The sequence below is a fragment of the Celeribacter sp. ULVN23_4 genome (assembly GCF_054788345.1).
The window spans coordinates 51982-78368 of the sequence record NZ_JBTVYO010000009.1 but is presented as its reverse complement, the minus strand read 5'-3'; the positions used below and the strand labels follow the sequence as shown (position 1 = coordinate 78368).

Annotated in this window: 28 protein-coding genes; 10 read left to right on the top strand and 18 right to left on the bottom strand. The window is 60.3% G+C overall.

Annotation, left to right across the window (positions count from 1 at the left end; translation table 11 throughout):
• Positions 1-15: 15 nt before the first annotated feature.
• A complete protein-coding gene (gene edd, locus ACYBHZ_RS16940; RefSeq protein ID WP_460275481.1) occupies positions 16-1821 on the bottom strand; it encodes a phosphogluconate dehydratase in 1806 nt (601 codons plus the stop codon).
• Positions 1822-2148: 327 nt separating this feature from the next.
• On the opposite strand from edd, the gene ACYBHZ_RS16935 reads away from it, so the two are divergent.
• From ACYBHZ_RS16935 to ACYBHZ_RS16920, 4 genes are all read left to right on the top strand, one after another.
• Positions 2149-2301 (top strand): RSP_7527 family protein, encoded by a 153-nt coding sequence (locus ACYBHZ_RS16935; protein ID WP_460275480.1) that lies wholly within the window; start codon positions 2149-2151, stop codon positions 2299-2301.
• Between the two features lie 304 nt (positions 2302-2605).
• Complete coding sequence (locus ACYBHZ_RS16930) at positions 2606-3088, top strand: DUF6778 family protein (RefSeq protein ID WP_460275479.1); 483 nt, start codon at positions 2606-2608, stop codon at positions 3086-3088.
• A gap of 42 nt (positions 3089-3130) precedes the next feature.
• Positions 3131-4348: an RSP_2647 family RNA methyltransferase gene (locus ACYBHZ_RS16925; RefSeq protein WP_460275478.1), complete on the top strand. Its 1218-nt coding sequence runs from the start codon at positions 3131-3133 to the stop codon at positions 4346-4348.
• Between the two features lie 9 nt (positions 4349-4357).
• Complete coding sequence (locus ACYBHZ_RS16920) at positions 4358-4897, top strand: RSP_2648 family PIN domain-containing protein (protein ID WP_460275477.1); 540 nt, start codon at positions 4358-4360, stop codon at positions 4895-4897.
• Positions 4898-5132: 235 nt separating this feature from the next.
• Here ACYBHZ_RS16920 and ACYBHZ_RS16915 read toward each other — a convergent pair whose 3' ends face one another.
• From ACYBHZ_RS16915 to ACYBHZ_RS16895, 5 genes are all read right to left on the bottom strand, one after another.
• The gene (locus ACYBHZ_RS16915) at positions 5133-5813 is read right to left on the bottom strand and encodes a M48 family metallopeptidase (RefSeq protein ID WP_460275476.1); all 681 of its coding nucleotides are present in this window, start codon (positions 5811-5813) and stop codon (positions 5133-5135) included.
• 75 nt (positions 5814-5888) lie between these two features.
• Positions 5889-7073 carry a vWA domain-containing protein gene (locus ACYBHZ_RS16910; protein WP_460275475.1) on the bottom strand — a complete coding sequence of 395 codons (1185 nt, stop codon included), beginning with the start codon at positions 7071-7073 and terminating at the stop codon, positions 5889-5891.
• Between the two features lie 3 nt (positions 7074-7076).
• Positions 7077-7241: an apolipoprotein acyltransferase gene (locus tag ACYBHZ_RS16905; protein ID WP_460275474.1), complete on the bottom strand. Its 165-nt coding sequence runs from the start codon at positions 7239-7241 to the stop codon at positions 7077-7079.
• 44 nt (positions 7242-7285) lie between these two features.
• Positions 7286-8590, bottom strand: coding sequence for a DUF2927 domain-containing protein (locus ACYBHZ_RS16900; protein ID WP_460275473.1), 1305 nt, complete (start codon positions 8588-8590; stop codon positions 7286-7288).
• Positions 8591-8983: 393 nt separating this feature from the next.
• Entirely contained in the window at positions 8984-9430 is a 447-nt protein-coding gene (locus ACYBHZ_RS16895) for a GNAT family N-acetyltransferase (RefSeq protein ID WP_460275472.1), read from the bottom strand.
• A 444-nt stretch (positions 9431-9874) separates the two neighbouring features.
• Here ACYBHZ_RS16895 and ACYBHZ_RS16890 point away from each other — a divergent pair, with 444 nt between their 5' ends.
• Both ACYBHZ_RS16890 and ACYBHZ_RS16885 read left to right on the top strand, forming a co-directional pair.
• On the top strand, positions 9875-10444 hold the full coding sequence (locus ACYBHZ_RS16890; protein WP_460275471.1) for a Panacea domain-containing protein: 570 nt from the start codon (positions 9875-9877) through the stop codon (positions 10442-10444).
• Between the two features lie 23 nt (positions 10445-10467).
• The gene (locus ACYBHZ_RS16885) at positions 10468-10809 is read left to right on the top strand and encodes a hypothetical protein (RefSeq protein WP_460275470.1); all 342 of its coding nucleotides are present in this window, start codon (positions 10468-10470) and stop codon (positions 10807-10809) included.
• 76 nt (positions 10810-10885) lie between these two features.
• Here ACYBHZ_RS16885 and ACYBHZ_RS16880 read toward each other — a convergent pair whose 3' ends face one another.
• Positions 10886-11728, bottom strand: a complete 843-nt coding sequence (locus ACYBHZ_RS16880) for an AAA family ATPase (protein ID WP_460275469.1) — start codon at positions 11726-11728, stop codon at positions 10886-10888.
• A 184-nt stretch (positions 11729-11912) separates the two neighbouring features.
• Here ACYBHZ_RS16880 and dksA point away from each other — a divergent pair, with 184 nt between their 5' ends.
• Positions 11913-12335 carry an RNA polymerase-binding protein DksA gene (gene dksA, locus ACYBHZ_RS16875; protein ID WP_460275542.1) on the top strand — a complete coding sequence of 141 codons (423 nt, stop codon included), beginning with the start codon at positions 11913-11915 and terminating at the stop codon, positions 12333-12335.
• A gap of 159 nt (positions 12336-12494) precedes the next feature.
• Positions 12495-13655 (top strand): FAD-dependent monooxygenase, encoded by a 1161-nt coding sequence (locus ACYBHZ_RS16870; protein WP_460275468.1) that lies wholly within the window; start codon positions 12495-12497, stop codon positions 13653-13655.
• Positions 13656-13752: 97 nt separating this feature from the next.
• Here ACYBHZ_RS16870 and tpiA read toward each other — a convergent pair whose 3' ends face one another.
• The 9 genes from tpiA to rimK all read right to left on the bottom strand — a co-directional run bounded on the left by tpiA (position 13753) and on the right by rimK (position 21706).
• Positions 13753-14499 (bottom strand): triose-phosphate isomerase, encoded by a 747-nt coding sequence (gene tpiA, locus ACYBHZ_RS16865; protein ID WP_460275467.1) that lies wholly within the window; start codon positions 14497-14499, stop codon positions 13753-13755.
• A gap of 96 nt (positions 14500-14595) precedes the next feature.
• Positions 14596-14907: a TfoX/Sxy family protein gene (locus tag ACYBHZ_RS16860; protein WP_460275466.1), complete on the bottom strand. Its 312-nt coding sequence runs from the start codon at positions 14905-14907 to the stop codon at positions 14596-14598.
• Entirely contained in the window at positions 14907-15272 is a 366-nt protein-coding gene (locus ACYBHZ_RS16855) for a HesB/IscA family protein (protein ID WP_460275465.1), read from the bottom strand. Before ACYBHZ_RS16855 ends, ACYBHZ_RS16860 begins: the two co-directional genes overlap by 1 nt.
• Positions 15273-15296: 24 nt before the next feature.
• Entirely contained in the window at positions 15297-16079 is a 783-nt protein-coding gene (locus tag ACYBHZ_RS16850) for a DUF3307 domain-containing protein (protein ID WP_460275464.1), read from the bottom strand.
• Positions 16072-16704: a MarR family transcriptional regulator gene (locus tag ACYBHZ_RS16845; RefSeq protein ID WP_460275463.1), complete on the bottom strand. Its 633-nt coding sequence runs from the start codon at positions 16702-16704 to the stop codon at positions 16072-16074. The genes ACYBHZ_RS16850 and ACYBHZ_RS16845 overlap by 8 nt, the downstream gene beginning before the upstream one ends.
• A gap of 110 nt (positions 16705-16814) precedes the next feature.
• Entirely contained in the window at positions 16815-17651 is an 837-nt protein-coding gene (locus tag ACYBHZ_RS16840) for a LysR family transcriptional regulator (protein WP_460275462.1), read from the bottom strand.
• Positions 17652-17965: 314 nt separating this feature from the next.
• Positions 17966-18349, bottom strand: a complete 384-nt coding sequence (locus ACYBHZ_RS16835) for an SUF system Fe-S cluster assembly protein (RefSeq protein WP_460275461.1) — start codon at positions 18347-18349, stop codon at positions 17966-17968.
• Positions 18350-18675: 326 nt separating this feature from the next.
• Positions 18676-20175, bottom strand: a complete 1500-nt coding sequence (locus ACYBHZ_RS16830) for a pyruvate kinase (RefSeq protein WP_460275460.1) — start codon at positions 20173-20175, stop codon at positions 18676-18678.
• Between the two features lie 127 nt (positions 20176-20302).
• Entirely contained in the window at positions 20303-21706 is a 1404-nt protein-coding gene (gene rimK / locus ACYBHZ_RS16825) for a 30S ribosomal protein S6--L-glutamate ligase (RefSeq protein ID WP_460275459.1), read from the bottom strand.
• 318 nt (positions 21707-22024) lie between these two features.
• Here rimK and ACYBHZ_RS16820 point away from each other — a divergent pair, with 318 nt between their 5' ends.
• On the top strand, positions 22025-23386 hold the full coding sequence (locus tag ACYBHZ_RS16820; protein ID WP_460275458.1) for a uracil-xanthine permease family protein: 1362 nt from the start codon (positions 22025-22027) through the stop codon (positions 23384-23386).
• A gap of 18 nt (positions 23387-23404) precedes the next feature.
• Here the strand turns inward: ACYBHZ_RS16820 and ACYBHZ_RS16815 are convergent, their stop codons facing one another.
• Together ACYBHZ_RS16815 and ACYBHZ_RS16810 are read right to left on the bottom strand one after the other, a co-directional pair.
• The gene (locus ACYBHZ_RS16815; protein ID WP_460275457.1) at positions 23405-24229 is read right to left on the bottom strand and encodes a metallophosphoesterase family protein; all 825 of its coding nucleotides are present in this window, start codon (positions 24227-24229) and stop codon (positions 23405-23407) included.
• Positions 24226-25137: a diacylglycerol/lipid kinase family protein gene (locus ACYBHZ_RS16810; RefSeq protein ID WP_460275456.1), complete on the bottom strand. Its 912-nt coding sequence runs from the start codon at positions 25135-25137 to the stop codon at positions 24226-24228. Before ACYBHZ_RS16810 ends, ACYBHZ_RS16815 begins: the two co-directional genes overlap by 4 nt.
• Before the next feature lie 93 nt (positions 25138-25230).
• Here ACYBHZ_RS16810 and tgt point away from each other — a divergent pair, with 93 nt between their 5' ends.
• Entirely contained in the window at positions 25231-26376 is a 1146-nt protein-coding gene (tgt, locus tag ACYBHZ_RS16805) for a tRNA guanosine(34) transglycosylase Tgt (protein WP_460275455.1), read from the top strand.
• Positions 26377-26387: the final 11 nt, after the last annotated feature.

Here is a 26387-nt window from a genome sequence, read left to right as displayed (position 1 = left end):
GGCGTCCTTTCGGGTTCAGAACAGGGAACAGGCGCCGGAGGTGGCGGGGCCTGCGTTTTGGCGGAAGGTTTCAAAGAGTTCGCGACCCATGCCAACCTTGTTGGCGGACAGGTCAATCGTCACGGTTTCACGCGCGTCAAAGCCGTCCTCCAAGACTTCGAGCGTGCCGGTGGTGGCGTCGACCCGCACAAGATCGCCATCCTTGAGCTTGGCAATCGGCCCACCGGTGACGGCTTCGGGGGAGACGTGGATGCAGGCCGGGACCTTGCCCGAAGCCCCGGACATGCGCCCGTCGGTGATCAAAGCGACCTTGAGGCCACGATCTTGCAGCACCGCGAGGGTCGGGGTCAGGGAGTGCAGTTCCGGCATGCCATTGGCACGCGGGCCTTGGAAGCGGACAACGACGACGGTGTCCTCGGTAAATTCCCCGGCTTGGAACGCTTTCTTCACGTCATGCTGGTCGTGGAAAATGCGTGCTTTCGCCTCGACCACATGGTGTTCCGGTTTGACGGCGGAGACCTTCATCACGCCGCGGCCCAGATTGCCTTTCAGCTCCTTCAAGCCGCCAGTGTTCTGGAACGGGTTGGTGGCGGGGCGCACGATTTTGTCATTGGCGTTTTCGCGGTCGGTCTCGACGAAGCTCAGGACACCATCCAGAAGTTTCGGCTCCTTGGTGTAGAGCGACAGGCCGGAGCCCGCGACGGTTTTGACATCCTCGTGGAGCAATCCGGCGTCGAGCAGTTCGGCGATCAGGTAGGACAGGCCACCTGCCGCATGGAAATGGTTCACGTCGGCGAGGCCGTTGGGGTAGACCTTGGCCAGAAGCGGAACGACATCGGAAATCTCGGAGAAGTCTTCCAGATCGAGGATCACCCCCGCCGCCCGTGCCATGGCCGGGAGGTGGAGCACCAGATTGGTCGAGCCACCCGTCGCCATCAGGCCGACGATGCCGTTCACAAAGGCTTTCTCATCAAGGATCGCGCCCGCAGGCGTATATTCATTGCCGAAAGCGGTGATCTGAAGCGCGCGCTTGGCCGCCTCGCGCGTGAGCGCATCGCGCAGATCCGTGCCCGGATTGACGAAAGACGCGCCCGGCAAGTGCAGCCCCATGACCTCCATCAGCATCTGGTTCGAGTTCGCCGTGCCGTAGAAGGTGCAGGTGCCTTGCCCGTGATAGGCCTTCATCTCGCTGTCCATCAATTCGCGGCGGGTGATCTCGCCGGTGGCGAATTTCTGGCGGGCTTTGGATTTCTCGTCATTCGAGATGCCCGTGGTCATCGGACCGGCAGGCACGAACACGGTCGGCACATGGCCGAAGGCGGCGGCGGCCATGATCAGGCCGGGCACGATTTTATCGCAAATGCCCATATAGAGCGCCGCGTCATAGCAGTTGTGCGACATGGCGATGGAGGCGGACAGCGCAATGGTGTCGCGCGAGAAGAGTGAAAGCTCCATGCCGGTCTGGCCTTGGGTGACACCGTCGCACATCGCCGGAACGCCGCCCGCGACCTGTGCTGTGGCGCCGTTCTGATGGGCAACCTCGCGGATGATGTCAGGGTAGTGCTCATAGGGTTTGTGGGCCGAGAGCATATCGTTATAGGCGGTCACAATGCCGATGTTCGGCGCGCGTCCGTCTGCGAGCGTGGCTTGATCGTCCCCCATTGCGGCATAAGCGTGGGCTTGGTTGCCGCAAGAAAGATGCGCGCGAGCCGGTCCCTGTTCCGCCGCCTCTCCGATCCGAGCGAGATAAGATTCGCGGGTCGGACGGGAACGGTCGATGATGCGTTGTGTGACTGCGGCGATCTGGGCGTTGAGGGACATGACGGGCCTTTTAGCTGGTCTGAATGCTTTCTGTCCGGTCTGGCTGCCGCAGAAGCGGCGGAGGTTTGGACGCGGCGTGATTGCGTTAGCGCTAACCTATCTCTGCCTTTCGAAAATGTCCATGCGACAAAGTTAAGTTGCGTGAGAAGTCGGGCCTATGCTGCACCCGCAAGGGGGTTGCTGCAAGTGCATAACAGCTCTTCGCAATTGTCACTCGTCTGTGTCAGGGGATTTGACCTATATAGAGGGCATCGGGAGGATCAACGCAATCGCGCCACTATCAGGTCAGGCAAGGCCGTGTGGCCAACACTTGAATAGGTGATCCTAATGGCTAATCAGTCCGTCGAATATTTTTCTCATCTTGAAATCGAAGAAGAAGCGCGTGCCCAGCGTGCTTACATGATGCGCATGATGGTGCTCTCCCTTGGCAAATGGGTGCGCGCTCGCCTTCACGGCACGCGCGCTGCTGAAATGGCCTGAACACGCCGCAGCACAAGGACAGCACGAGGACAGCACAAGGGGGAACAAATCCTCGCTGCCTCGCACGATTTTGACCTTGAAAAATCCCGGAATTGCTCCGGGATTTTCCAATTTTAGCCTCATTTGAAATACATCTTAGCTTCCATCCAAACTGGGGGGCTAAGAGGTCGTAATGAGAACTACATTTAAAATTGCTGCTGCCCTTATTCTTGCAACTGCGACAAGCGCTTGCACCACTGAGACAGCATCGCGCGCAACGCCTTTTGAACTGCCTTTTCTGAAACAGGACGCGGCGGAAACGACTATGAACGCCCCGGATTTTCGGGTTGCGAAGATCAATGTTGTTGTCCCTGAAACCCTGACGGTTTCGGAGGAAAACACCATTAAACCGCGTGCAGATATCGTCTGGCGCGGCGATGCCTTTGGCAATCGCTACGAACAGGTCAAAGCTGTTCTCGAAGAAGGCTTGGCGGCGGGGACGCAAGGGCTCCACGGCTCGCGCGATGTCATTCTCGATGTTCAACTGGTCCGCTTCCATGCCCAGACGCAACACGTGCGCTATTCCAAGCTGCCCTCGAAACACGAAATCGAATTCATGATGACCGTGCGCGACGCCAACACCGGTGAGGTCATCGTGCCGTCGCACATGGTTGATGCGACCTTCGATGCGCTCGGCGGGAAAGACGCTGTCGCGGCCGATTTGGCGGGGATCACCCAGAAGATGCGGATTGATCAACACCTTTCCAGCGTGATCTTTGCAGAATTGCTGAAGCCGATCCCGGCGTGATCCCTCTTCCTTGACGGATAAAACACAGATAAGAGGGCTCTTATGACAGAGCCCTCTTTTTCCATGCCCGCATCGCTTCCCACAATCCGCCTTAAGCCCAAGGCCAACGCCCGTGCCATCCGTCACGGCGCGCCGTGGGTCTATGACAACGAACTTGTCACCGCCCGGCGCACCAAATCTTTGGCGCCGGGCGGGATCGCGCGGCTTGAAGATGCGGATCGCAATTTCCTCGCGCTGGTGGCGGTCAATCCGAACTCTCGTATCTTTGGCCGTGTTCTCGATCGCGATGAGGCGGCGGTGATCGATGAGGCGTGGTTTGCGGCGCGGTTCGAAATGGCACTGGCGCATCGCGCGCAGCTTTTTGATCAACCTTTCTACCGTCTGGTCCATGCCGAGGCCGATGGGCTTCCGGGCGTGGTGATCGACCGGTTCGGCGACACCTGTGTGGTGCAGCCCAATGCCGCTTGGGCGGATGTTCTGATCGAGCCTTTGAGCGCGGCGCTGCGCAAAGTCACGGGCGTGACCACCGTTGTGATGAACGGCACGGGGCGGGCGCGCGGGCTGGAAGGGCTTGACGAGAAAACCGAAATTCTCTCCGGCGCGGTGTCCGGCCTGATCCCGGTGCCGATGAACGGCGCGACCTATATGGCCGACTTGATGGGCGGGCAGAAGACCGGCCTGTTCTACGATCAGCGCCCCAACCATGCCTTTGCCCAGCGTCTTGTCGCGGGCAAGAAAGTGCTTGATGTGTTCTCCCATGTCGGAGGCTTCGCGCTGGCGTCACTGGCCGGAGGCGCTGCGTCTGCGATGTCTGTGGACAGCTCTGCCGCCGCTTTGGAATTGGCGGAAAAGGGCGCGGATGCGATGGAGAAAACCTCTGTCTTTTCAACGCGCAAAGGTGATGCTTTTGATGTGATGGCGCAGCTTGCGGAGGAGGGCGAAACCTTCGACGTGGTGATCTGTGATCCGCCCGCGTTCGCGCCCTCGAAACCAGCGCTTGAGAAAGGTCTCCGGGCCTATGAACGGGTGGCGCGCATGGCCGCGCCCTTGGTGCGCGACGGCGGGTATTTGGGGTTGTGCTCCTGTTCGCATGCGGCGGATCTGGAGAAATTCCGGACGGCGTGTAACCGTGGGATCGGGCGGGCTGCACGGTCGGCTCAGTTGATCCACACCGGGTTTGCCGGGGCCGATCACCCGCTGATGCCGCAGCTTGCGGAAAGCGGGTATCTCAAGGCGCTGTTCTACCGTTTGATGCCGTAAGGGGCTGCTATGAAAGTGCTTCTCGACGCCTGTGTGCTCTACCCGACGGTGATGCGGGAGGTGCTTTTGGGCGTCGCCAAACGCGGGCTTTATACGCCCCTGTGGTCGGCGCGTATCCTTGAAGAATGGGCCCGCGCAGCGCGCAAGATCGGCCCGACCGGTGAGGCGCAAGCACGCGGCGAAGTGGCGCTGACGCGGGCGGCTTTTCCAAAGGCGGAAGTAAAAGAACACAAAGGCTTAGAGGCGCGTCTTTATCTAAAGGACGAGAATGATATTCACGTTCTTGCGGCGGCGATTGCGGGCGGAGCCGAGGCGATTGTCACGATGAACGCGCAGGATTTTCCGCGCCATGTTCTTTCCGAGGAAGGGCTTGAACGCTGGGATCCGGATGGGTTTCTCTGGCGGCTTTGGTCGGATCATCCGGACGAGGTGGCCGCCGCCGTCGAGGCGGTGCGTGAAGAGGCCGAACGGCTCTCCGGCGAGCCGTGGGATGTGCGCCGTCTGATGAAAAAGGCGCGGCTTCCGCGGCTTGGAAAAGCGCTCGGCTGAGCGCCCGGCGCGGCGCGCAATTCCCGAATTTTGACTGTCGGCATTGTGTCGGACTTTTGTCGGCTTTCCGTCGGGCACGCTGTGCGAAGTCCCGATCCGGTTCGCCATTCCGTTAAGGTTAATCTAATTAACCTTAACGCGTGGAAATAAGGTGCACAGGTGGGGCTGGGGCAGTCCGAGATGGAGGAGCGGTCAGCAAGGCGAAAGCCCCCCTCAGAGAAGGCGCGCTGGACGCTTAGGACCACTTCGCCTCATTGGTCTCGATGGCTTTGATCCGTTCTTCGGTCTTCGGATGGCTCAGAAGCCACGCGGGCATCGAGGCGCCATGCGCGCCGGTGAGATGCGGTAGTTTTTCAAACAGCGATTTCTGCGGGCCTGTGCCGATCCCGGCCTTCATCAAAAGCGCGGTGGCATAGGCGTCGGCCTCATATTCATCCGAGCGCGAAAGCTTGGCGGCCAGCATGTTGGTCAGCCACCCGGCAATATAGGCGCCGATCCCTGGCAGGATGCGCGAGAGCACCATGGCCAGCGCGGTGCGCAGGGCATTCTGGCCGGAAAAGTCGATCATCCGGCGTTTCGAATGTCCCAAAGCCACATGGCCCAGTTCATGCGCGATCACAGAGGCCATTTCCTCATCCGTGATCTGGCCCGCGCGGAATTTCTCGTAAAAGCCGCGGGTGATGTAGACCTTGCCATCGGGCGCGGCGAGGCCGTTCACGGGATCGACCTCATAGAGAAACACCCGCACGCGGGGCAGATCGAGCGCCCGCGCCAATTGATCGAACACCCGGCGCAGGGCCGGATCGGCCAGCTCGGTGGAGCGCGCCTCCAGCTCCCGCGTGGTGCGCCAGGCGGAGAAACGGTACATCGCGAGGCCCCAGAGCAGGGCGAGCAGGAGAGGTGTGAATTTCAACATAAGATTAATATGGGGCGCGGGCGTGAGTGAGCCAAGTCGCGGGCGGGAGATTTACAGGGGAAATTAGTGGGCAAATTAGCGGCCCAGAAGTTTCATGCCGCGCTCAAGCCCCTCAAGTGTCATGGGGACCATGCGGTCTTCAAAAATCTCACGGATCATGGCGATGGATTGCGTGTAGCTCCAATGCGCCTCCGGCACCGGATTGAGCCAGAGATGTTCGGGCCAGACCTCGCGCGCCCGCGCGAGCCACGTGGCCCCGGCTTCCTCGTTCCAATGTTCATTGGCACCACCGGGGATCGCGATCTCATAGGGGCTCATGGAGGCATCGCCGACGAAGATCACCTTATAGTCCTTGCCATAGGTGTTCATCACGTCGCGGGTCGGGATTTTCTCGCCCCAGCGCCGGATATTGTCGCGCCAGACGCCCTCATAGAGGCAGTTGTGGAAGTAGTAATATTCGAGATGCTTGAACTCGGATCGGGCGGCGGAGAAGAGTTCCTCGACGGCCTTGATATGATCGTCCATCGAGCCGCCGACATCGAAGAACATCAGGACTTTGACGGCGTTGCGCCTCTCGGGGCGGGTCTGGACGTCGAGATAGCCATGCTCTGCGGTGGCACGGATTGTGCCGTCGAGGTCCAGCTCGTCATGCGCGCCGGACCGCGCCCATTTGCGCAGGCGTTTCATGGCCAGCTTGATGTTGCGTGTGCCGATCTCGACCGTGTCGTCGAGATTCTTGAATTCCCTTTTGTCCCAGACTTTTACGGCGCGGCGGTGACGTGATTTATCCTGCCCGACGCGCAGGCCTTCGGGGTTGTAGCCATAGGCGCCGAAAGGCGATGTACCGCCGGTGCCGATCCATTTGTTGCCGCCCTGATGGCGGCCTTTTTGTTCTTCGAGACGCTGTTTGAGTGTCTCCATCAGCTTGTCGAAGCCGCCAAGCGCCTCGATCTCGGCCATTTCCTCGGGGCTGAGATGCTTTTCCATTTCCTTGCGCAGCCAGTCTTCCGGCAGGGCGAGCGCTTCAAGGATGTCGTCGGAGGAGATGTTTTCAAGCCCCTGAAAAGACTTTGAAAACGCGCGGTCGAAACGGTCGAGGTGACGCTCGTCCTTGACCATGATTGCGCGGGCAAGGAAGTAGAATTCTTCGATGTCATAAAGGGCGAGCCCCGCGTCCATCGCTTCCAAAAAGGCGAGAAATTCGCGCAGGGAGACGGGCACGCCTGCGGATCGCAAATCCTCGAAGAAGCGCAGGAACATGGCTTAAACCATCCGGTCGATGAGAATGCCGAGGAACAGACCGACCACGCAGAAGATCAACGCGTAGACCACGGTGTATTGCAGCTTATCGGCGCGGTTGCCGCCACGTTTATAGGCCACACGCCAGCCCCAAAGCCCACCCATCAGGGTGAGAATTATCCCGATCATTCTATGTCCTCCCTCGTCTGACGCGGTCGGGCTAAGCTGCGGCTCTATCGCGCGAGGGCGGCGATCTCGGCGGCACGAGCGCGAACGATGTCGTCTGAGCCAAATCCATAGCGCGCCCAGCCGAGGCTGTCGAGGCGGACGGCGCTGGCGTCGGTGGTCCGGCCGATCTTGGCGAGGGCTTCGGACTCGGTCAGCATGAGCGAGGCGAGCAGGGCGGCATTCTCCGAGTCCCGCGCGGCTTCGATTGCGCCGGCGGAGATTTGGTAGGCGGCGGCATAGCGATGTTCAGAGAGAGCGAGCGCGGCGCGTTGCATCGCGACATGAGCGGCGTGGAAGCGCGTTTCCGGGTGAGAGGAGTAGATGCGATAGGCCTCATCGAGCGCCAATTGCGCCTGTGCCCGGTCGTTTGAAATGGCGAGCCGCCCCAGAAGGAACCAAGAGAACCCGGCGCGGGTGCCGTCCCAACCTTCCCTCTCTGCGATGGTGACGGCGGTTTGGGCGGCGTGGCGACGAACGGCGATGGGGCCGTTGTCCATCGCGGTCAGGATGGCGGCTTTCCATTCTGGTGGCGTCGGGCGCACGGGCTGGCTGGAAAGGTTCGCCCCCGCCGGATTGATGCGCCGTAAAATGCCGGGAAGGGCGGCGGCGACCTGTGCGCGGCTCATGCCGGAGTGCAATTCGGGCGCATAGGTGGCGCGCAGGATCAGCATGTCGAACGGGGTCAGGACGGAATGGATATTGTCGTCGTTATAGACCGAGTCCGGCAGACGATAGAGATCGTTGAGCGGGCCAAGCGATTGCGCCAGCTCTTCGTGCAGACAATCGCGGATTTCCTGTGGCGCGACGTTTTGCGGGATGAAGATCGCGAGGCGCTCACGTTTTTCCACCAGGGTCCAGCTCAGTTCGGTGCGCCGCGTCTGGCGGAATTCCTGCCAGCTCGACACATTGGGCACAACGATGCAGGCGGTGTTCGGCGCGCGGCGCGACAGTTCCGCCTGTGTCAGGGTCTCGATGGTGATCGAGGCCGGTTGGCTGGCGGGGACGCGGCGGATCGAAATTCCGGCCTCTGCACGGAAACGATCCAGAAGATGGGAGAGATCATAGTCAAGCGAGCCGGGGATGTGGTCCCCGGTGACACGCAAGGTGATCGGCCCTTCGAACCGGGAGAAACTGTTCAACTGCGCGCCGGTTTCAAGAGCAAAGCTCAGATCAAGGAAATCACGCGCGATGGAGGCGTTGGAGCGTTGAACGCGTTGGGCCGAGGTGTGGTCGAACACTTTCATCGGCGGCAAGTCGTAGCCTGCCGGTGCGGCGCGGGAGGTGCCGGGCATCTGATCAGACGTGGCCATACAGCCGCTCAAAAGCGCGGCGCCAGCAAACATTCCAAAGGTGCGACTAAGGAAGGCCCCGGGCCGTGAGAGGCGGAGCATCGGACCTGTGGGGGTGGTCCGATTACACATGTGGGATGGCGTCATGGTGCCTCTTTAACACTGGCCCGGTGATTAAATTTATCGCTTCGACTATGGCGATATTATGGCGAGCGCACAAGGAAACAACCATAAGCTGTGGTGATGCCTGCGCTATTGCTTCGCTGCACAGCCCCGCGTTTCTGATTTTCTAATTCGTTTTAAATGCTTATGTTGCACGGCTCATTATTTAGGCGCGCGAAGTTCACGTAGGCCGACAGGCACGGGCAAGGTCGTCTCGCCCCCGTGTTCGAATGCTGAAAAGAGCCGCTTGGCTCAGCGTGTGTATTTGATGAAGGGCGTGAGCTTGCCGATCCGGTCGTAAAGCTGGCGCGCGGTCGTGTTGTCTTCTTGCGTGGTCCAATAGACCGTGGGCGTATCGTTGTCGTCGGCCACCTTATAGACGCCCTCAATCAGAGCGCGACCTGCGCCGGTGCCTCGGGCCGCGTCCGAGACAAAGAGGTCCTGCAGATAGCAGACATCCTCAATGTGCCAGTTATGGGCGTGGAAGATGTAATGCACGAGGCCAATGAGCGCGCCGTCTTTCTCGGCCACCAGAGCGGCCCGCTCGCTATGGGCCGGGTCGGTGAGACGGGCGAAGGTGGTGTCATAAATCTCTTGCGGCAGCTCGGTCTCGTAAAAGGTGAGATAGCCGCGCCAGAGCGGCTCCCACTGAGCGCGGTCTTCCGGGGTGAGTGGGCGGATGGTGAGAGGCTGGGACATGATAGGTCTTTGCGTGGGGAATTTGCTGGTGTCTATGTAGCCCGCAAATGCGGGGGGAGTGCAAGTTTGGGTTTGGAGGGGGGCGCCGTTTGGGCATATAAAAAAGGTGGGACGCTTGTCGTGATGGCTTAAACGGTCAGTATTTGTGTGAATGTCGGGTATGCGGGGCGAAGCTGGGGTCTATTTCCGCGCGTTAAGGTCCGCATTGGCGTAACAATGGCCAATCGGTGGACAATGTCTTCACACCGCTTTATCAGACGCCGCTATCTGCTTTAGAAGACTTGTCGCTTTGCGAGGCTTCGGTGGTTGCATCAAGAGTGACACAAGATGTTGTTTGTTTTTGGGGAGGGCCTCTTCAACGTGCGCACAAACCACAGTTTGTTCACATTTTGTGAAGTAATATTGTCGAAAGTAGACACAGTGCACATACTAGTCGCGGAGAGGATGCAACGAAAAATGCCATACAACCCACGCAAAGCGGCACAGACCATTGCGTTTTTCGCAATGAAGGAAGGTCACGCCATCAACGTTTTGAAGGTGATTAAGTTGGTGTATCTTGCCGATCGTGAAAGTGTGCGTGCTCGGGGCTTTCCGATCCAACAAGAAGCGCGGGTATCTATGCCGTACGGTCCGGTGAACAGTGTAACACTTGGCTGGGTGAATGGTTCATACCGTGACAATGGCGAATGGTCATCTGTGTTGAGTGATCGGTCAAACCATCGCGTTGGTCTATGCGATGCAAATATGACTGCCGATGACCTTGACGAACTATCCACCCACGAACTGGGAATTCTGGAAACTGTGTGGAACCAGTTTGGGGACATGGACCGTTTTGACTTGGCTGATTGGACACATGATCCAAATAATGTACCAGAATGGGAAAACCCAAACGGATCATCCGTGCCTATTCCCCTAGAACGGATGATGAGTGCAGTGGGTCTCGACAGACCGATTGAACGTGCGCGCGAACAAGAGAGTTTGGATCAAGCCCACAATATTTTGGCGTCACTTTAGGGGTGTTCTATCGTAAGGGCACTATGCTGGTTCCATCGGGGCCGACGGATCACCTCTTCATCGTGTGCAATGACACCTGCAATCTTGGCGCAAATCTTCTTATAAACATCAGTTCCGTTGTCGACCTGTGCGACAAAACTTGCGTTTTGAACGTGGGGGATCATCCATTTATCCAACACCCATCTTTTGTCTTTTACGCTCGCGCGATCATACATAAGGCTGAAAACCTGCAACGTGGTTTTGATAACGGTATGATCAAGCCACAAGATGATTTGGCGGAGGAAGTGTTCGCGCGGGTGGTGGAAGGGATCACTGTATCCCCTGACACGCCTCAGAACGTAGTACGTTACTACACGCAACTATAACTGCAAAAGCGGATTTTTAGCTGCGTTGTGGATATCCCGCAATTTGGCCTCAAACCAAACCTCCCGAGCCTACCCCCTAACGCCGCTGCCCTCTTGCCAGAAAAGCCAGGCGTTCAAAAAGCGCGACGTCTTGTTCGTTTTTGAGCAGAGCGCCGTGGAGTTTCGGCAGGGCGCTGGCCCCGTCGCGGGCCAAATCCTCCGGCGAGAGGTCTTCCGCCAAGAGAAGCTTGAGCCAGTCCAGAACCTCGGACGTCGAGGGTTTCTTTTTCAGCCCCTGCGTGTCGCGGATGTCGTAGAACTGGGTGAGGGCGGTGGCAAGAAGCCGGTCCTTGATGCCCGGGAAATGCACATTCACGATGGCTTTCATCGTCTCCATGTCCGGGAAGCGGATGTAATGGAAGAAACAGCGGCGCAGGAAGGCGTCGGGCAGTTCCTTTTCATTGTTCGAGGTGATGATCACCACCGGGCGCTGTTTCGCGGTGACGGTCTCGCCGGTCTCGTAGACATGGAAGGCCATCTTATCGAGTTCCTGCAACAGATCGTTGGGAAACTCGATGTCGGCCTTGTCGATCTCGTCGATCAAAAGAACGGTTTTGCGGTCGGTCTCGAACGCCTGCCAGAGCTTGCCCTTTTTGATGTAATGGCGCACGTCCTCGACGCGCGGATCGCCGAGCTGGCTGTCGCGGAGGCGCGAGACGGCGTCATATTCGTAGAGGCCCTGCTGCGCGCGTGTGGTCGATTTGATGTTCCACTCGATCATGTCGAGCCCGAGAGAGGTCGCGACCTGACGCGCAAGTTCCGTTTTTCCGGTGCCCGGCTCGCCCTTGACCAGCAAGGGGCGCTCCAGCGCGATGGCCGCGTTGACCGCGATGGTGAGGTCTGCGGGGGCGACATAACTATCGGTTGACGAAAATTTCATATCTTTTGCGGCCTTCCGGAACACTGTTTGTGCGAGATCATAACCGCAGCGGGGAAAGGTGCAATAACTGCGCGATTGTGACGTGACATCCCCGATCAAACACGCTAAACGGGCCGCAATTGGAGGGCGCCTTATGGCTGATAACATCGAAAACGCGGCCGAAGGCACGACAGAGGTGAGCACTATGAAGGCTGAGGCTTTTCTGCCTGATGATTACCGTCCTGCCGAGGACGAACCATTTATGAATGAGCGCCAGCTCGAATATTTCCGCCGCAAACTTCTGGCTTGGAAGGCCGAGCTTCTCGACGAGAGCCGCCACACCATCGAAGGTCTGCAGGACAGCACCCGCAACATCCCCGACATCACCGACCGCGCCTCCGAGGAAACGGACCGCGCGCTGGAGCTGCGCACCCGGGATCGTCAGCGCAAGCTGGTGGCGAAAATCGACAGCGCTCTGCGCCGCATCGACGAAGGCGAATATGGCTATTGTGAAGTGACCGGAGAGCCGATCTCTCTGAAACGCCTCGACGCCCGTCCGATCGCGACCATGACTTTGGAAGCGCAGGAGCGCCACGAGCGCCGCGAAAAGGTCCATCGCGACGATTGATCCTTTCGGGGGGGCGCTTGAGCGTTTGGCGCAAAGCCCGCCTCGCGGCAATTTGGCCCCGTGAGCTTCGTGCAAAAATATGACAAACACCGGAGGAAACTCCGGTGTTTTTTGTTGTGTGCAGAGGTACAACCGGGGGAGAGACAAAGGAGCGCTGCCATGTTGATCGGTCAGGATATTGCGGTTTTAGGGGCAGGGGTTGCCGGGCTTGCCGTCGCGCAGGCACTGGCGCTGCGCGGGGCGAAAGTCACCGTGTATGAGCAAGCGTCCGAGATCACCGAGGTCGGCGCCGGTCTGCAAATCTCGCCCAACGGTGTCCGGGTGCTCAAGGCGCTTGGGCTGGACCCGGAGGCCCATGCGCTGCGCTCGAAAGGCGTGCGGCTGGTGGATGGCTATATGGGGCGCGAGGTGCTCTATCTCGATCTAGCGGCCTACCGGCCCGAGGATGCCTTCCTGTTGATGCACCGTGCCGATCTGATCGCGCTTCTGGAAGAGGGCGCGCGGGGCAGTGGGGTGGACATTCGGCTCTCCCATAAGGTCGCCGATATCGAGGGCGATCATGACGGCGTGGATCTTGTGTTCGAGAATGGCGCGACAGCGCGCCATGCGGTGGTGATCGGGGCGGACGGGCTGCATTCAGTGCTCCGTCCCAAGCTCAACGGCCCGGCGAAACCGTTTTTCACCGGCCAGACGGCGTGGCGGGCGACGGTGCCTGCGCTTGGCAATGAGCCGCCGGTGGCGATGGTGCATATGGCGGCGGGACGGCATGTGGTGAGCTATCCGCTCCGGGGCGGCTCGCTGATGAATATCGTGGCCGTGGAAGAGCGTCCGGACTGGGTTGAAGAGGGCTGGAACCACGCGGGCGATCCGGCGGAGATGCTGCGCAATTTCTCGAATTTCTGCCCCGGTATCAAAGGTGTGCTGTCGCGTGTCGAAGAGGTGTCGCGCTGGGGGCTGTTCCGCCATCCGGTCGCGCTGCGCTGGCATTCGGAACGCACGGCGCTTTTGGGCGATGCGGCGCATCCGACCTTGCCGTTTCTGGCGCAGGGCGCGGTCATGGCGTTGGAAGACGCATGGGTTTTGGCCGACTGCCTTGCGACCCTGCCGCTTGATCAGGCGCTCCCGGCCTATCAGGCCAAACGCCGCGAACGTGTGGTGCGGGTGATTGAGGCGGCCAATGGCAATGCCAGGAATTATCACCTGAGCGGGCCGAAACGCTTCATCGGCCATGCCGCGCTGCGCGTTGCCGGGCATCTCGCGCCGAAACAAGCGGTGGAGCGGTTCTCCTGGCTCTATGATTATGATGTGACGGCGGGCTAAGCCCTGAGGCCTCCGGCGGGAGTATTTCCCGCAGCAAAGGAAACAAAAGCGCCGCGCTCCGGGAGGGGCGCGGCGCTTTGTGTTAGGATGCGTCTGTTCAGGCGGCTTCGAGCGCCGAGACGATGCCGGAGAAATCAGTCGCCTTGAGAGAGGCACCGCCCACGAGCGCGCCGTCCACATTGGAGGTCGCGAAAATCTCGGCGGCGTTGCCGGGTTTCACGGAGCCACCGTAGAGAAGCGGGATGTCATTGGCACCCTCGCCGTAACGGGCCACCAGGGTGGCGCGCATGTCGTCATGCACTTCGGCGATTTGCTCCAGTGTCGGAATTTTGCCAGTGCCGATGGCCCAGACGGGCTCATAGGCGATGACGAGTTTCGAAAGATCGACCGCATCGGGAAGCGAGGCGGAGAGCTGATGGCGGATCAGTGCGAGGGTCTCGCCCGCTTCGCGTTGTTCCAGCGTTTCGCCGACGCAGACCACGGGGATCAGCCCCGCCATGGTGGCGGCGATGGTTTTCTCGCAGACGATGGCATCGGTCTCGCCATGATCGGCGCGGCGTTCCGAATGGCCGAGGATGACGTAATCGGCCCCCGCATCGACCAGCATCTCGGCGGAGATGTCGCCGGTATGCGCGCCGGAGGTTTTCATGTGGCAATCCTGTCCGCCGACATCGACCTTGGTGCCGGAAAGCGCCTCGGCCATTGCGGCGACGAGGGTCGCGGGCGGGCAGAGAAGGATATCGACCTTGGGCGCGGGGAACATCTCCGCCAGTGCTTTTGCTTCGCTCAGGCTGGCTTTCAGCCCGTTCATCTTCCAGTTGCCTGCGGCCAGTTTGCGCGCCATGAGAGAACCCTCCTAAATCGGTTGGCTGCATCATTGCAGCCTGACACGGGCAGTCAAGCGCATGTGGACGCTAACGTCTCAAATTTGAGGGAAAATTCAGAGCGCCTCCAGCGCCCGCCGCGCCCAGTATGACGCCAGCTCCGGATCATCGAGCGCATCTTCGGGCAGGGTCCAGTAATTCATGCCGCGCCCGTTTTCCATTTCGAACCTCTCACTGCCTTCTGCGGCAAGCGCGTCGGCGAATGCGTCGGAGGCTTTGATATAGACGCGGCCCTCTGAGGAGAGGATCGCGAAGATCTGACCGTCGAGGTAGATCGACAGGCCGCCCATCATCTTGCGGTGGGTGATGGTGCCAAGAGGCGCGAATAGATCATGGACGAAAGCGATGTCTTCGTCCGTGACAGCCATTACTTTTCAGTCGTGATATTTTCGTCGAACTTGATCGACTCGCCGCAGCCGCAGGCTTCGACCACATTCGGGTTGTTGAACTTGAACCCGGCTTCCAAAAGCGAGACCTCATAGTCGATCTCCGTGCCGAAGAGGAACATCTGTGCCATGGGCGCGATCATCACCCGTGCGCCGTCCTGTTCGACCATCTCGTCCATCGGATCGATCTCGGAGACATAGTCCATGGTGTATTCCATGCCCGCACAGCCGCCTTTCTTGACGCCAATGCGCAGACCCTTGGAGCCGTCTTTCTCCATGAGCTTGGCGATCTGTTTTGCCGCTGCGGGGGTGATGCTCACCGCCTGTTTTCCGGGAATGCCGAACATATGCGTGTCTCCTTTGGGCACAATCTAGTCTGCGGCGGCCCCAATCTCAAGGAGCGGCAGGGCGTCGAGTGCATTTAGCAGAGCTATGACGCCGAGAGACACGGCAATCGCCCAGCCGAAAGAGGCCAGCGTGCCGATGATGATATATTCCGAGGTCTTGCGATCCTCTGTCGGACCTGCGTCGCGCACGGTGCCAAAGCGCAGGATGGATTTTGCGGCGACGAGAAAGCCGATGCCGGCGGTCATGCCCGAAAGGGTCAGAATATAGATCAAGATGCGTTCCAAGGTGCCGATCAATGCGCCCGCGCCGTCGAGAGCCTGTGGTTCCTTGCTGTCGGGGGCGCTTGTGTAGGGCGTCATCAGCAGGGTGATGCAGAAGCGTCCCGCACGGGTGGCATAGATCGCCCCGGCGCTGAGCGTCATCGCGAGGGGGAGCCATGCGCTGGTGTCGAGGACTACGCCGCCCCAAAGGCCGTTGTGGAAGAGGCCCGGGGCGAGGGCCGCGATGCCAATCAGGCTTGCAATATGGGCGATCTGATCCGCGATATAGATGGCTGCGCCGTCGGGAAGAAGGCCTTGCCGCGTGATGTGGGTCTTGAGCAGGTCGATGATGAGATGCAGCCCGGCGAGCAGCAAAAGCGCCCAGCCGCCCCATGTGCCAAGGCAAAACGCCGCCGTGGCCCAGACCGTCGCGATGTGCAGAAGCATACTGCGCGCCGTGTCTTTGGTTTCGACCATGTGTTTGGTCTGAAAGACATAATCGGCGAGGACATGGGCGAGGAAGAGGGCGGCGAGGGTTTCAGGCATAGGATTCCTCAATCTGTTTTAAGGCATCCGAGATGGCCGGATAGCCCGCCGCCCACAGAGCTTGATCAACTGCTTGGCGGGAAATCCCCAGTTGTTCAGCTGCAATGCGCCGTGGTCCTGAATCTGGTGGAAGGATAACGCTAAGCGCGCGGGCTTGAGCTTGGGTCCAGCCTTGGGAAATGTGGTCGGCGAGTCGAAATGCGGCATCAAGTGCACCGCCATCAGCACAGGCCATGAGGGTTCGGTTTGGAAGCGCTTCTAACAGTCGGCCAGAATCTTGAAATGCAGGGCCATAGGCTCCATTCAAGTCGGTATTTGCGTCTTTGGGGAGAGCTCCGTCACCAATGGCCGTGGCGATGCGGGTTGCGTAATCTTCGTGAAGTGAGCGCAACCGTGCTTGAATGAACAGTGCAGAACGCAGCGCAAAGCGAGGGCGATTTATGGCAATTTGCCAACCATCTCCTCCTCGGCGGGCGAAGCCTGTTTCCGTTCGCTCGTGTGCCTTATGTTCCCATCCTGACATTTGCCAAGCTGCATTGTCGAGCGCCTGCATGACGTCGCTCAATGCCTCGGCAGAGAGGGAGGAGGAAGAGACGATATCGCCCGTGAATACTGCATAGATCATATGAAAGCCATATCGCTTTCTTTTTTGAAAAGCAAGTTTTTTGACTTTCCTTTTTGAGATGCAACCAATTTAAGTTGCTTTTCTTGTTTCGCACCCCAAACAGGTTGCGCTCACCCAAACCGTTCCGGGGTCGTCAAAACCTCCGCCAAAGCCTCAAGTGCCGCGCGGACGGGCGGGTCGTGGCGGGCGTCGTGGTGGCTGACCAGCCATTCATCGTGCGTGAGCGCGTCGATGGGCGGGGAGATCTGCATCAGGCCCGCGATTTCGCGCCCGGCAAAACAGGGCAGGATCGCACGACCGACGCCGGCGACGGCCATATCGGCGGCGGAGCGGGCGTCGGAGGCGGTGGCGATGATGGCCCCCGGGTGATTGGCGCGCAGCCAGCGTTCTGAGGGCGTTGTCGCTTGACCGGAATGGAGCGTGACGTAGCCGGTGACGCCGGGGCGGGCGGCGTATTCGGCATAGGTGATCGGCGCGAGCTTGCGGCCTGCGAGCCAGCTTTGCTCCGGGCGGCGGTTTCGGATGCCGATATCAGCCTCGCGCCGGGCGATGTCGACGTTGCTGTTCGAGGCGAGAAGCGCGGGGCGCCACGGGCTTTCGGGTGTCCAGATTTCAGACAGGTGGCGGGCGACATAGCGCGTGGTCCAACGGCCAGCGGTGATGCGCACCTCTGGGGCGGCCTCTTGTCGTTGAAAGCGTTTGAGCCGGGTTGCGGCCTCGCGCAGAGGTTCGGCTTCTTTCATCAGAGCGCGCCCCTCGGCGGTGAGCGTGTAGCCCCGGTTGCCGCGCTCGAACAGGCGCTTGCCGAGGCTGCGTTCCAGCTCCGCCATGCGGCGCGATAGGGTCGGAAGAGAGGTGCCTGTGGTTTTCTCTGCGCCGGACAACCCGCCCGCGTCGGCAACGGCGAGAAACAGGGTGTAATCGTCGAGTTTCGGATCATCTTTCATTTTTGAAAACATCCTTGCGCAGAGTGCCTGTATTTGCGGCTCCTTCTTCCGTCTACTTTGAACTTGTTTTCCAATATTGCAAGTGGAGCAGCGCAGATGGATCGCATTCCCGTCAAGCTGCCACAGGAGGATCAAGCGATGGGTCTTTATAAGGAAGAACAGGCGCAATATGCGCGCGAGTTGAGGCGGCTGAGACAAGCAACCCCGCCGTGGTGGCGCAGGCTGGGGCATTGGCTTCGGCCGGAACAGTCAACGAAGCAATAAAAAAGCGGCCTCACGCGGGGCCGCTTTCAAATGCTCAATGGTCGCCAGACTTACATGAAGCCAAGCTCAAGACGGGCTTCGTCCGACATCATTTCCATGCCCCAGGGTGGGTTCCATGTCAGTTCGACATCGACCTGTTTCACGCCCGGCAGCGGCTCGATCGCGTCGGCGACCCAGCCCGGCATATCGCCCGCAACAGGGCAGCCCGGCGCGGTCAGGGTCATGATCACGCGAACCTCGTTCTCGTCATTGATCTCGACAGTATAGACGAGGCCGAGATCGTAAATGTTCACCGGGATTTCCGGATCATAGACCGAGCGGCAGGCCTCCACGACCGCTTCATGCAGCGGGTGTTCTGTGCTCGACGGTTTGATCAGCGGCGCGCCCTCGACCGGAGCGTCGTCGGATGCGGTGTTCTGTGCCTCTTCGCTCATGCGCGCAAACTCCTATTTCCGACTGAACATATAGGGAATGGGGGCGGGGGCGTCCAGAGCTTAGGGTCAGGCCCCATTGATTTACGACACGCAGTTCGACAGATTTTGTTCCAGATAAGGCATGTGGGTGCAGGAATAGTTATTATATTTCAAGGAGATATTACGCAGGCTGAGGTAAAATCCGTCAAGCCAGACGGGCAAGGAGAAATGCACGCTCTCAGCCGCGCGGCTTCCTTGCCAAGGCAACCCGCATTGGCGGCGAACTCCAAACGTCTGATACCACGCATTTTTCCCTGCTGCGCATCGCAACTCAATGGATCCCGGCCCTAGAGCGAGAGATCACCTTTCCACGACCGCAGGGGGCCGAGCCGCGCGGATTTCTTGGTCATGTGGCGATCCATCCGGGCGAGGATACGCGACAGGAAACGGATGGTATCGATCACGTAAGGGCCTTTGTTGAGCATGACGCAATCGGCCCGCTGCGCCATCGCGGCGTCGGTGGTCTCGGCTCTTGTGGCGAGGCCTCCCTTCATCAACCCTTCAAGCACCTGCGTCGCCCAGACCACGGGGGTGTGAGCCGCCTCGCAAAGCCAGAGGATTTCTTCCTGAATTTCCGACATGCGCTCCAGACCGATCTCAACGGCCAGATCGCCGCGAGCGATCATCACGGCGGTCTCTGCGAGGGAGCCGGATTGTACGATCAGTTTCGGCAGGTTGCGCACCGCGAGGCCGGTCTCGATCTTGAGCACCACGGCGGGGCGATGGGCACCGTCGGGGAGGCGTTTGTCCACTTCCTCGATCAAAAGACGAATGTCTTCCGGGGTCTGCACGAAAGAATAGCCAATCATGTCGGCCTGTCCGACCACGAAGTCGAGCGCGGTGCGGTCGTCTTCGGTGAGGGCGGGAATGTCGATCTCCACGGCGGGCAGGTTGAACCCTTTCTCAGGTTTGACCTTGACGCCGTCCGGACCTGCGCGCGTCACGCGCAGTTTTGCGCCTTTCTTCGTGATCTCAATCACTTCCGCACCGATTTTGCCGTCATCGATAAAGACGCTCATACCGGGGGTGAGACTGTTGATCAGCTCGGGGTGGCTGAGCGTGGTGGCGACATGTTTGCCCTTGCCCGAGGGCGGATGGCGCAGGATGTCGAGCCTATCGCCAACAAAGACCCGTTGTTTGTTCGGACCGCTGACGGGACCGGTGCGCAGTTTCGGGCCGGCGAGGTCCATGAGCACGGGGACATAGCGCCCGATGTCGTCCTGCGTGGCGCGGATGCGGGCGATCATTTTGGCCCAAACTTCTGGGCGGTCATGGGCACAGTTGATCCGCATAGCGTCGGCCCCCGCGCGGAGCATGTCGGGGATCAAGTCCGGGTCATCGGCTGCCTCTGTCGGGAGCGTGAGCAGGATGCGGGACCGTGGTGCGCCGGACGCGCCCGTACCGAACAGCGTGTCACGCCGCGCAGATAGGCGCACGGGGCCTTCTGTGAACCCGTTGAGGTCAGGATAGGCGGCGTCCTCACCTGCGAGACGGGCGAGCGTGGTCTCGACGGCTTCAAAGGAGGCGCGGGCATGCGGTTCGGCGCGTCCGAGCGTAGACAGGCCCAGCGCGGCGAGATCCGGTTGCAGGGCGCTGAGGTCGGCGTGGCGCAGCGCGAGGTAATCCGCGAGGTTCCCGGCGGAGGGCTGAAAGCCCGGACGCATGTCGGCGGTTTGCCAACTGTCACGAATGCCCTGTGCTTCGGCGGCGATCTTTTCGCGCAGCGCGCGCAGCTCGATCAATAGACGGGCGGGGTCTGGGGGGAGAGGGCAGAAAAGTTCCGACATGTCGCGGTCCGGGGCACCTGTTGTTCTGGTGCCCCAGTCTTTTCACCGGTTTTGTAACAGGGCTATGGCAGAGATCAAAAAGGGACGAAAAACGCGTCACATTTCAGTGTCTTTCCCCAAGGTCACTTCACGCGTTGGGCGCGCGCTTCGCCTTCCGCGCTGGAGCGGGGCGCATGCGTTTTTCCACGATGTCGAACAGCGCGCCGGCGATGTTCTTGCCGGTGGTGGTTTCTGCGCCCTCAAACCCCGGAGAGGAGTTGACCTCAAGCACCTTAGGCCCGTCTTCCGCGCGCAGAAGATCGACGCCCGCCATGCGCAGGCCGAACGCCTTGGCGGAGCGGACGGCGGTTTCGCGTTCCTCTTTGGTGATCCGGACTTTCGAGGCGGAGCCGCCGAGGTGCAGGTTGGAGCGGAAATCGCCGCCCGAGGAAGAGCGTTTGATCGCGGCCACGACCTTGCCGTCGATAACGACACAGCGGATGTCCACGCCTGCGGCCTCTTTGACGAAGTGCTGGACGAGGAAATTGGCCTTCAGCCCACGGAAGGCGGAGATCACCGATTGTGCGGCTTTCTTGGTTTCCGCCAGAACGACGCCGCGCCCTTGGGTGGATTCCAGGAGTTTCACGATCAGCGGGGCCTGACCCGCGAGCGCGATCAGGTTGTCGGTGTCCTTGGGGGAGGAGGCGAAGGCGGTGGTCGGCATGCCGATGCGGTGACGGGCGAGCACCTGATGCGCCTGAAGTTTATCGCGCGATTTGGTGATGCCTTCGGAGCCGTTGACACAGAACGTGCCGATGGTCTCGAACTGACGGATCACGGCGGTGCCATAGGAGGTGATCGACGCACCGATGCGCGGGATCACCGCGTCATAACGGGGCAGACGCTCGCCATCGTAATAGATCTCCGGCGCCATGGCGTTGATCGCCATGTAGCAGCGGGTGGTGTCGATCACTTCGACCACGTGGCCCCGCTTCTCGCCTTCTTCGACGAGCCGGAGCGTGGAGTAATTGTCGGGTTCGCGCGACAGCACAGCGATGCGGAGCGCGCGCGGGGCGACGGCATCGCGGATCGCGGCGGTGGAATAGATCGCGTCGTCCAGCTTGGGCTGGCAGAAGCTCTCCGTGGGTTGGACGATCATGTCATCGAGAATGGCCTGACGCCCGAGCAGCATCCGGTAGGCCATATTGGTGCGGTTGGTGAGTGTGATCTCGATGGGCCAGCGGCGGTCGCCCATAGCGATCTCCGTGGAGATGACATAGCGCAGCTCTGTCTCGCCGTTCGAAGACGTCACCTCGCGCCGATCCACCACATCGGCGGAGCAGGCGATGGCAATGTCCTCGCGCCCCGGAACCGGATGAATGTTGAAACGCACCTTTGGCTCATCGGCGCGGCCAAAAGGTTCGATGTCAAACGCGTGGAGCGCAGAGGTTTTCGCGCCCGTGTCCACTTTGATTTTCAACGCAGGCAGGCCAAGAGCGGGCAAAGAGGCCCATTCTTCCCAGCCCAAAGCAAAAGCGGCTTTGTCCGTCATGGTTCAGTCTCACAATTCGGGGGGAGGCGGCGGGTCTCTCCCATAGGAAGCCCGGACCGTCCAGATGCGCCAAATGTCACTGAATGCGGGTTATGGCAAGAGAATTTATGCCTTTTGTGACGATTTCGCGGAGTGAGGAAAAATCAGGCGCTTTTGCCCACCTGCGCCCGTTTTTGCTCATTTGAGCGCGTTTTGCATTTTGCGAGCGCCAACATAGGCAGGGAGTGGACGAAAAGCTTTCGCCCGCCGGGGCGCGGACGCAGGATTTTGAGCAGGGGAACCATAATAAGACTCAATATCAGGAATAGGGGACAATTCATGAGTGAAGAACATTTGATGCCGCTGGTTTACAAGCTGGATGATGTGCCGCCGCCGCCCAAGGCCGCGTTGGCTGCGATCCAGCACGTTCTGGCTTCGATCGTTGGGGTGGCAACGCCTTCGTTGATCATCGGGGGTGCGCTGGGGCTGGGGGAATACACGCCCTACCTGATTGCCATGGCGTTTTTCGTCTCGGGCGTGGCGACCTTTATCCAGTGTAAGAAGATCGGTCCCGTCGGCTCCGGGCTTTTGTCGCTGCAAGGGACGTCCTTTGCCTTTCTTGGTGCCATTCTGGCGGCTGGCTTTGCGGTGAAGGGGAAAGGCGGAACACCGGAGGACATTCTGGCGATGATCTTCGGTCTGTGCCTGTTCGGCTCATTCGTGGAGATCGTGTTGTCGCAATTTCTCGACAAGCTCAAACGCATCATCACACCGACGGTGACGGGGGTCGTGATTACGGTGATCGGTCTGTCGCTGATCAAATCCGGCTTTACCGATTTCGCGGGGGGCGCACGGGCCGGGGAAGACCTTGGTAAACCGATCTACCTGCTGCTGGGAACGCTGGTTGTGGCGGTCATTCTGGTGATGACCTTCATCGGCAAACCGATGCTGCGGATTTCCGCGATCATGGTCGGTCTCATTGTGGGCACCATCGTGGCGAGCTTCTTCGGGCTGGTGAGCTTTGGCGCTCTGAGCTCCGCGAGCCTCTTTGCTCTGCCGGTGCCGTTCAAATACGGGATCAACTTTGACATCGGCCTCTTCCTTCCGATCGCCTTTCTGTTTCTGGTGACAGCGATTGAGACCTCTGGCGACTTGACCGCCAATTCGGTGATCTCCGGGGAGCCGGTGGAAGGCGAGGTCTATATGAAGCGGATCAAGGGCGGTGTGCTTGGCGACGGGGTGAACTCCTTCATCGCGGCGGTGTTCAACACCTTCCCGAACACCACCTTTTCGCAGAACAACGGTGTGATCCAGATGACCGGGGTTGCCTCGCGCCATGTGGGGATGTGGGTCGGGGGCTTCCTCGTGATCCTCGGGCTGTTCCCCGTGGTGGGCTCCTTCTTCCTGATCATCCCGAAACCGGTGCTCGGCGGGGCGACGCTCGTGCTGTTCTCGACCATTGCCGTGGCCGGGATCCGTATTCTCGCCTCTGAGCATATGACCATGCGCCGGGTGTACATTATGGCCGTGTCCTTCGGTCTCGCGCTGGGCGTTACTCTGGTGCCCGATGCGACCCAGCATCTGCCGACCTTCCTGAAACAGGTCTTCGCCGCACCGATCACTCTGGCGGGCCTGTCGGCGATCATCCTGTCTCTGGCGATCCCGGAAGACGCGCATGCGACCATCGAGGCGGCTGAGTAAATCTCGCGTCTGACAGGGTTAAAACACCACACGGGGCATGGCGCGGACATGCCCCGTTTTTCGCACCCACCCCACAGGTCCGCGCAGGTAATGGAGCGGCGCTTGCGGTAGAAACGCCGGCTGATCGGCGGCACTCCAGACCGTGAGGGTCAGCTCATTTTCTTCGGTCAGTTCGATCTGGTTGAACGTGTTGGGCGTGCCTCGGGTGCGGGTTGAGAGCGCAGTGCCGGCCTGCACGAACAAAACGCCCGGCACCCGCGTGAAGGGGGCGGCGCTTGCGGTGTGCAGATGGCCCGAGAGCACAAGATCGGCCCCAGCTGCGGAGAGCGCGGTCAACGCGGCCTTCGCGCCATGGGTGTGCGGCTTGTCGAGGGTTGGCGGCTGTTCCAGCGGATGGTGCAGCACGGCCACGCGCAGACGACCGTCGTCGGGGCCGAACTTTTCCATCATCCGGGTGAGGGTCTTGTCCGACAGCTTGCCTCTCTGCCAGGCGAAGGGATTGACCGTATTGACGCCGACCACCTGCACTTCGGGGGTTTCGAAGGTGGGTTCGAGATTTGCGGAGATGGCACGTTTGTAGCGCGCGAAGGGGGCCAGCCAGCGCATGACCAGATTGTCGAGGGGCGTGTCGTGATTGCCGGGGACGGATAGCACGGGGGCCTCTATGGCCGCGATGAACCGCTGCGCCTTGTCAAACTGTCCGCGCCGGGCGCGCTGGGTCAGGTCACCGGAGATTACCACAAGCGTCGGCTCCAACCGCTCAATCGTGCGTAGGAGCGACGCGGCCAGCTTGGGGGCGGTGCGGCCGAAATGCAGATCGGAGAGATGGAGAAGGCGGGTCATAGGGGAAGCCTCTCTGATTTGCGGGGGGTGAGTATGCGAAGTGACGCCTCGCTCATGGTGAGGCGCAGTGGGGCAGCAAGTCGGGCCTTTTCGCCATCGAAGGCCGTGAGAAAGGGGCTATGCGACCCACCGTAATGTGCAATCGACAGGTCTTTTGCCCGGATGAGGGTGAAATCCTGGGCTGGCGGCATTTTGCGCGCGGCGAGGGTCATCGCCAGACGCAAGAGGTCCATGCGGGAACGGGCGTGGATCACGAAGGTGGCAAAGCCGTCCTCGGAAATCGTTTCCGCGCCCTCAAGACCGAAGACCTCAAGCTGATAAGCCGAACGGGCAATGAAGACGAGGGGCGTTTTGACCTCGTGCTCAGTGCCATCGGCTGTGATCGTGAGGCGCATGCGATGTTGTGATTGCAGGATGGTTTTGATCACCGACCAATAGGCAACCACGCGATGCCGCCCCCAACGATCATATATCGCCTCACGCTCCTTGAGGATTGTCGGGTAGACGCCAAGGGAGGCGTTATTGAGAAAGGCCCGCCCGTTGACCTGCCCGATGCGGATATCCTGCACGGTGCCGTCACGCAGTTGAGCGGCAGCTTCTTCAGGCCCCTCGGAAAGCCCCAGGCCACGGGTGAAATAGTTAAACGTGCCCATGGGGAGGACACCCATCGGTATGTCGCGCCCAAGCATGGCGTTGGCGATGGCCATAGCGGTTCCGTCGCCCCCTGCGGAGATCACCGCTTCGGTGCCTTCGGCGATCTTGTGGTCTATGAGATCGGAGAGATCGGTGTCGGGATCGAGAGTGACCACCTCACAGCCCTCGCCAAATGCGGCACAGGCCCGGTGTATCGCATCCTGATCCTGACGGTTGGTGCCAGACTGGCGATTGGCAAAAATCACGGCGTGCATGGGGGCTCCTGAAACAAGGTTTTTCCTACAACGCATGAGGAGCGAAATTGTTGCATCTGGCCTGAGCGCCCGTTTGGCGCTATGGCCTGCGGCATGACCCAGAATACGACGCCCCAACGATTCTCATTCTCCGTGAACGCCACCGACGGCAAGGCCCGCACCGGCGTGATCTCCACCCCGCGCGGCGAGATCCGCACCCCGGCCTTTATGCCGGTGGGGACAGCGGCGACCGTGAAGGCGATGATGCCGGAAAGCGTGCGCGCCACCGGGGCGGATATTCTGTTGGGGAACACCTACCACCTGATGCTGCGCCCGACGGCGGAACGCATCGCTGCGCTGGGCGGGCTGCACAAGTTCATGAACTGGGAGCGCCCGATCCTCACGGACAGCGGCGGGTTTCAGGTGATGAGCCTGTCCGAGCTGCGCAAGCTGACGGAGGAGGGCGTGACCTTCCGCTCGCATGTGGACGGGTCCAAACATTTCCTCTCGCCTGAGCGCTCGATGGAAATCCAGAAGCTCCTCGGCTCCGACATTGTGATGTGTTTTGACGAATGTCCGGCTCTTCCGGCGGATCGCGATCGGATCGCGCAATCTATGCGCCTGTCGATGCGCTGGGCCGCGCGCTCGAAAGAGGCTTTCGGGGATCGTCCGGGACACGCGCTGTTCGGTATTCAACAGGGCGGTCTGGAGCGCGATTTCCGCGAAGAGAGCGCCGAGGCGCTCAAAGAGATCGGTTTCGACGGCTATGCCCTTGGCGGTCTGGCTGTGGGCGAGGGGCAGGAGTTGATGTTCCAGACCCTCGATTTCGCGCCTGACTTCCTGCCGCAAGACAAGCCGCGCTACCTGATGGGCGTCGGCAAACCCGATGACATCGTGGGTGCCGTGAAACGCGGTGTCGATATGATGGATTGCGTGCTGCCCTCGCGCTCCGGTCGTACCGGGCAAGCTTGGACCCGCCGTGGTCAGGTCAACATCAAGAACGCGCGCCACGCCGACGATCCGCGCCCGCTGGACGAACATTGCACTTGCCCCGCCTGTCGCAACTATTCCCGCGCTTATCTGCACCATGTCTTCCGCAGCCACGAGATCATTTCGTCGATGCTGGTGACCTGGCACAACCTGCATTACTTCCAAGAGATCATGCAGGGCATGCGCGATGCCATCGCAGCGGGCAGTTTTGAGGCATGGGAAAAAGACTTCCACGACACGCGCGCCTTGGGCGATATCGAGCCGCTTTGAGCGGGGCGCCA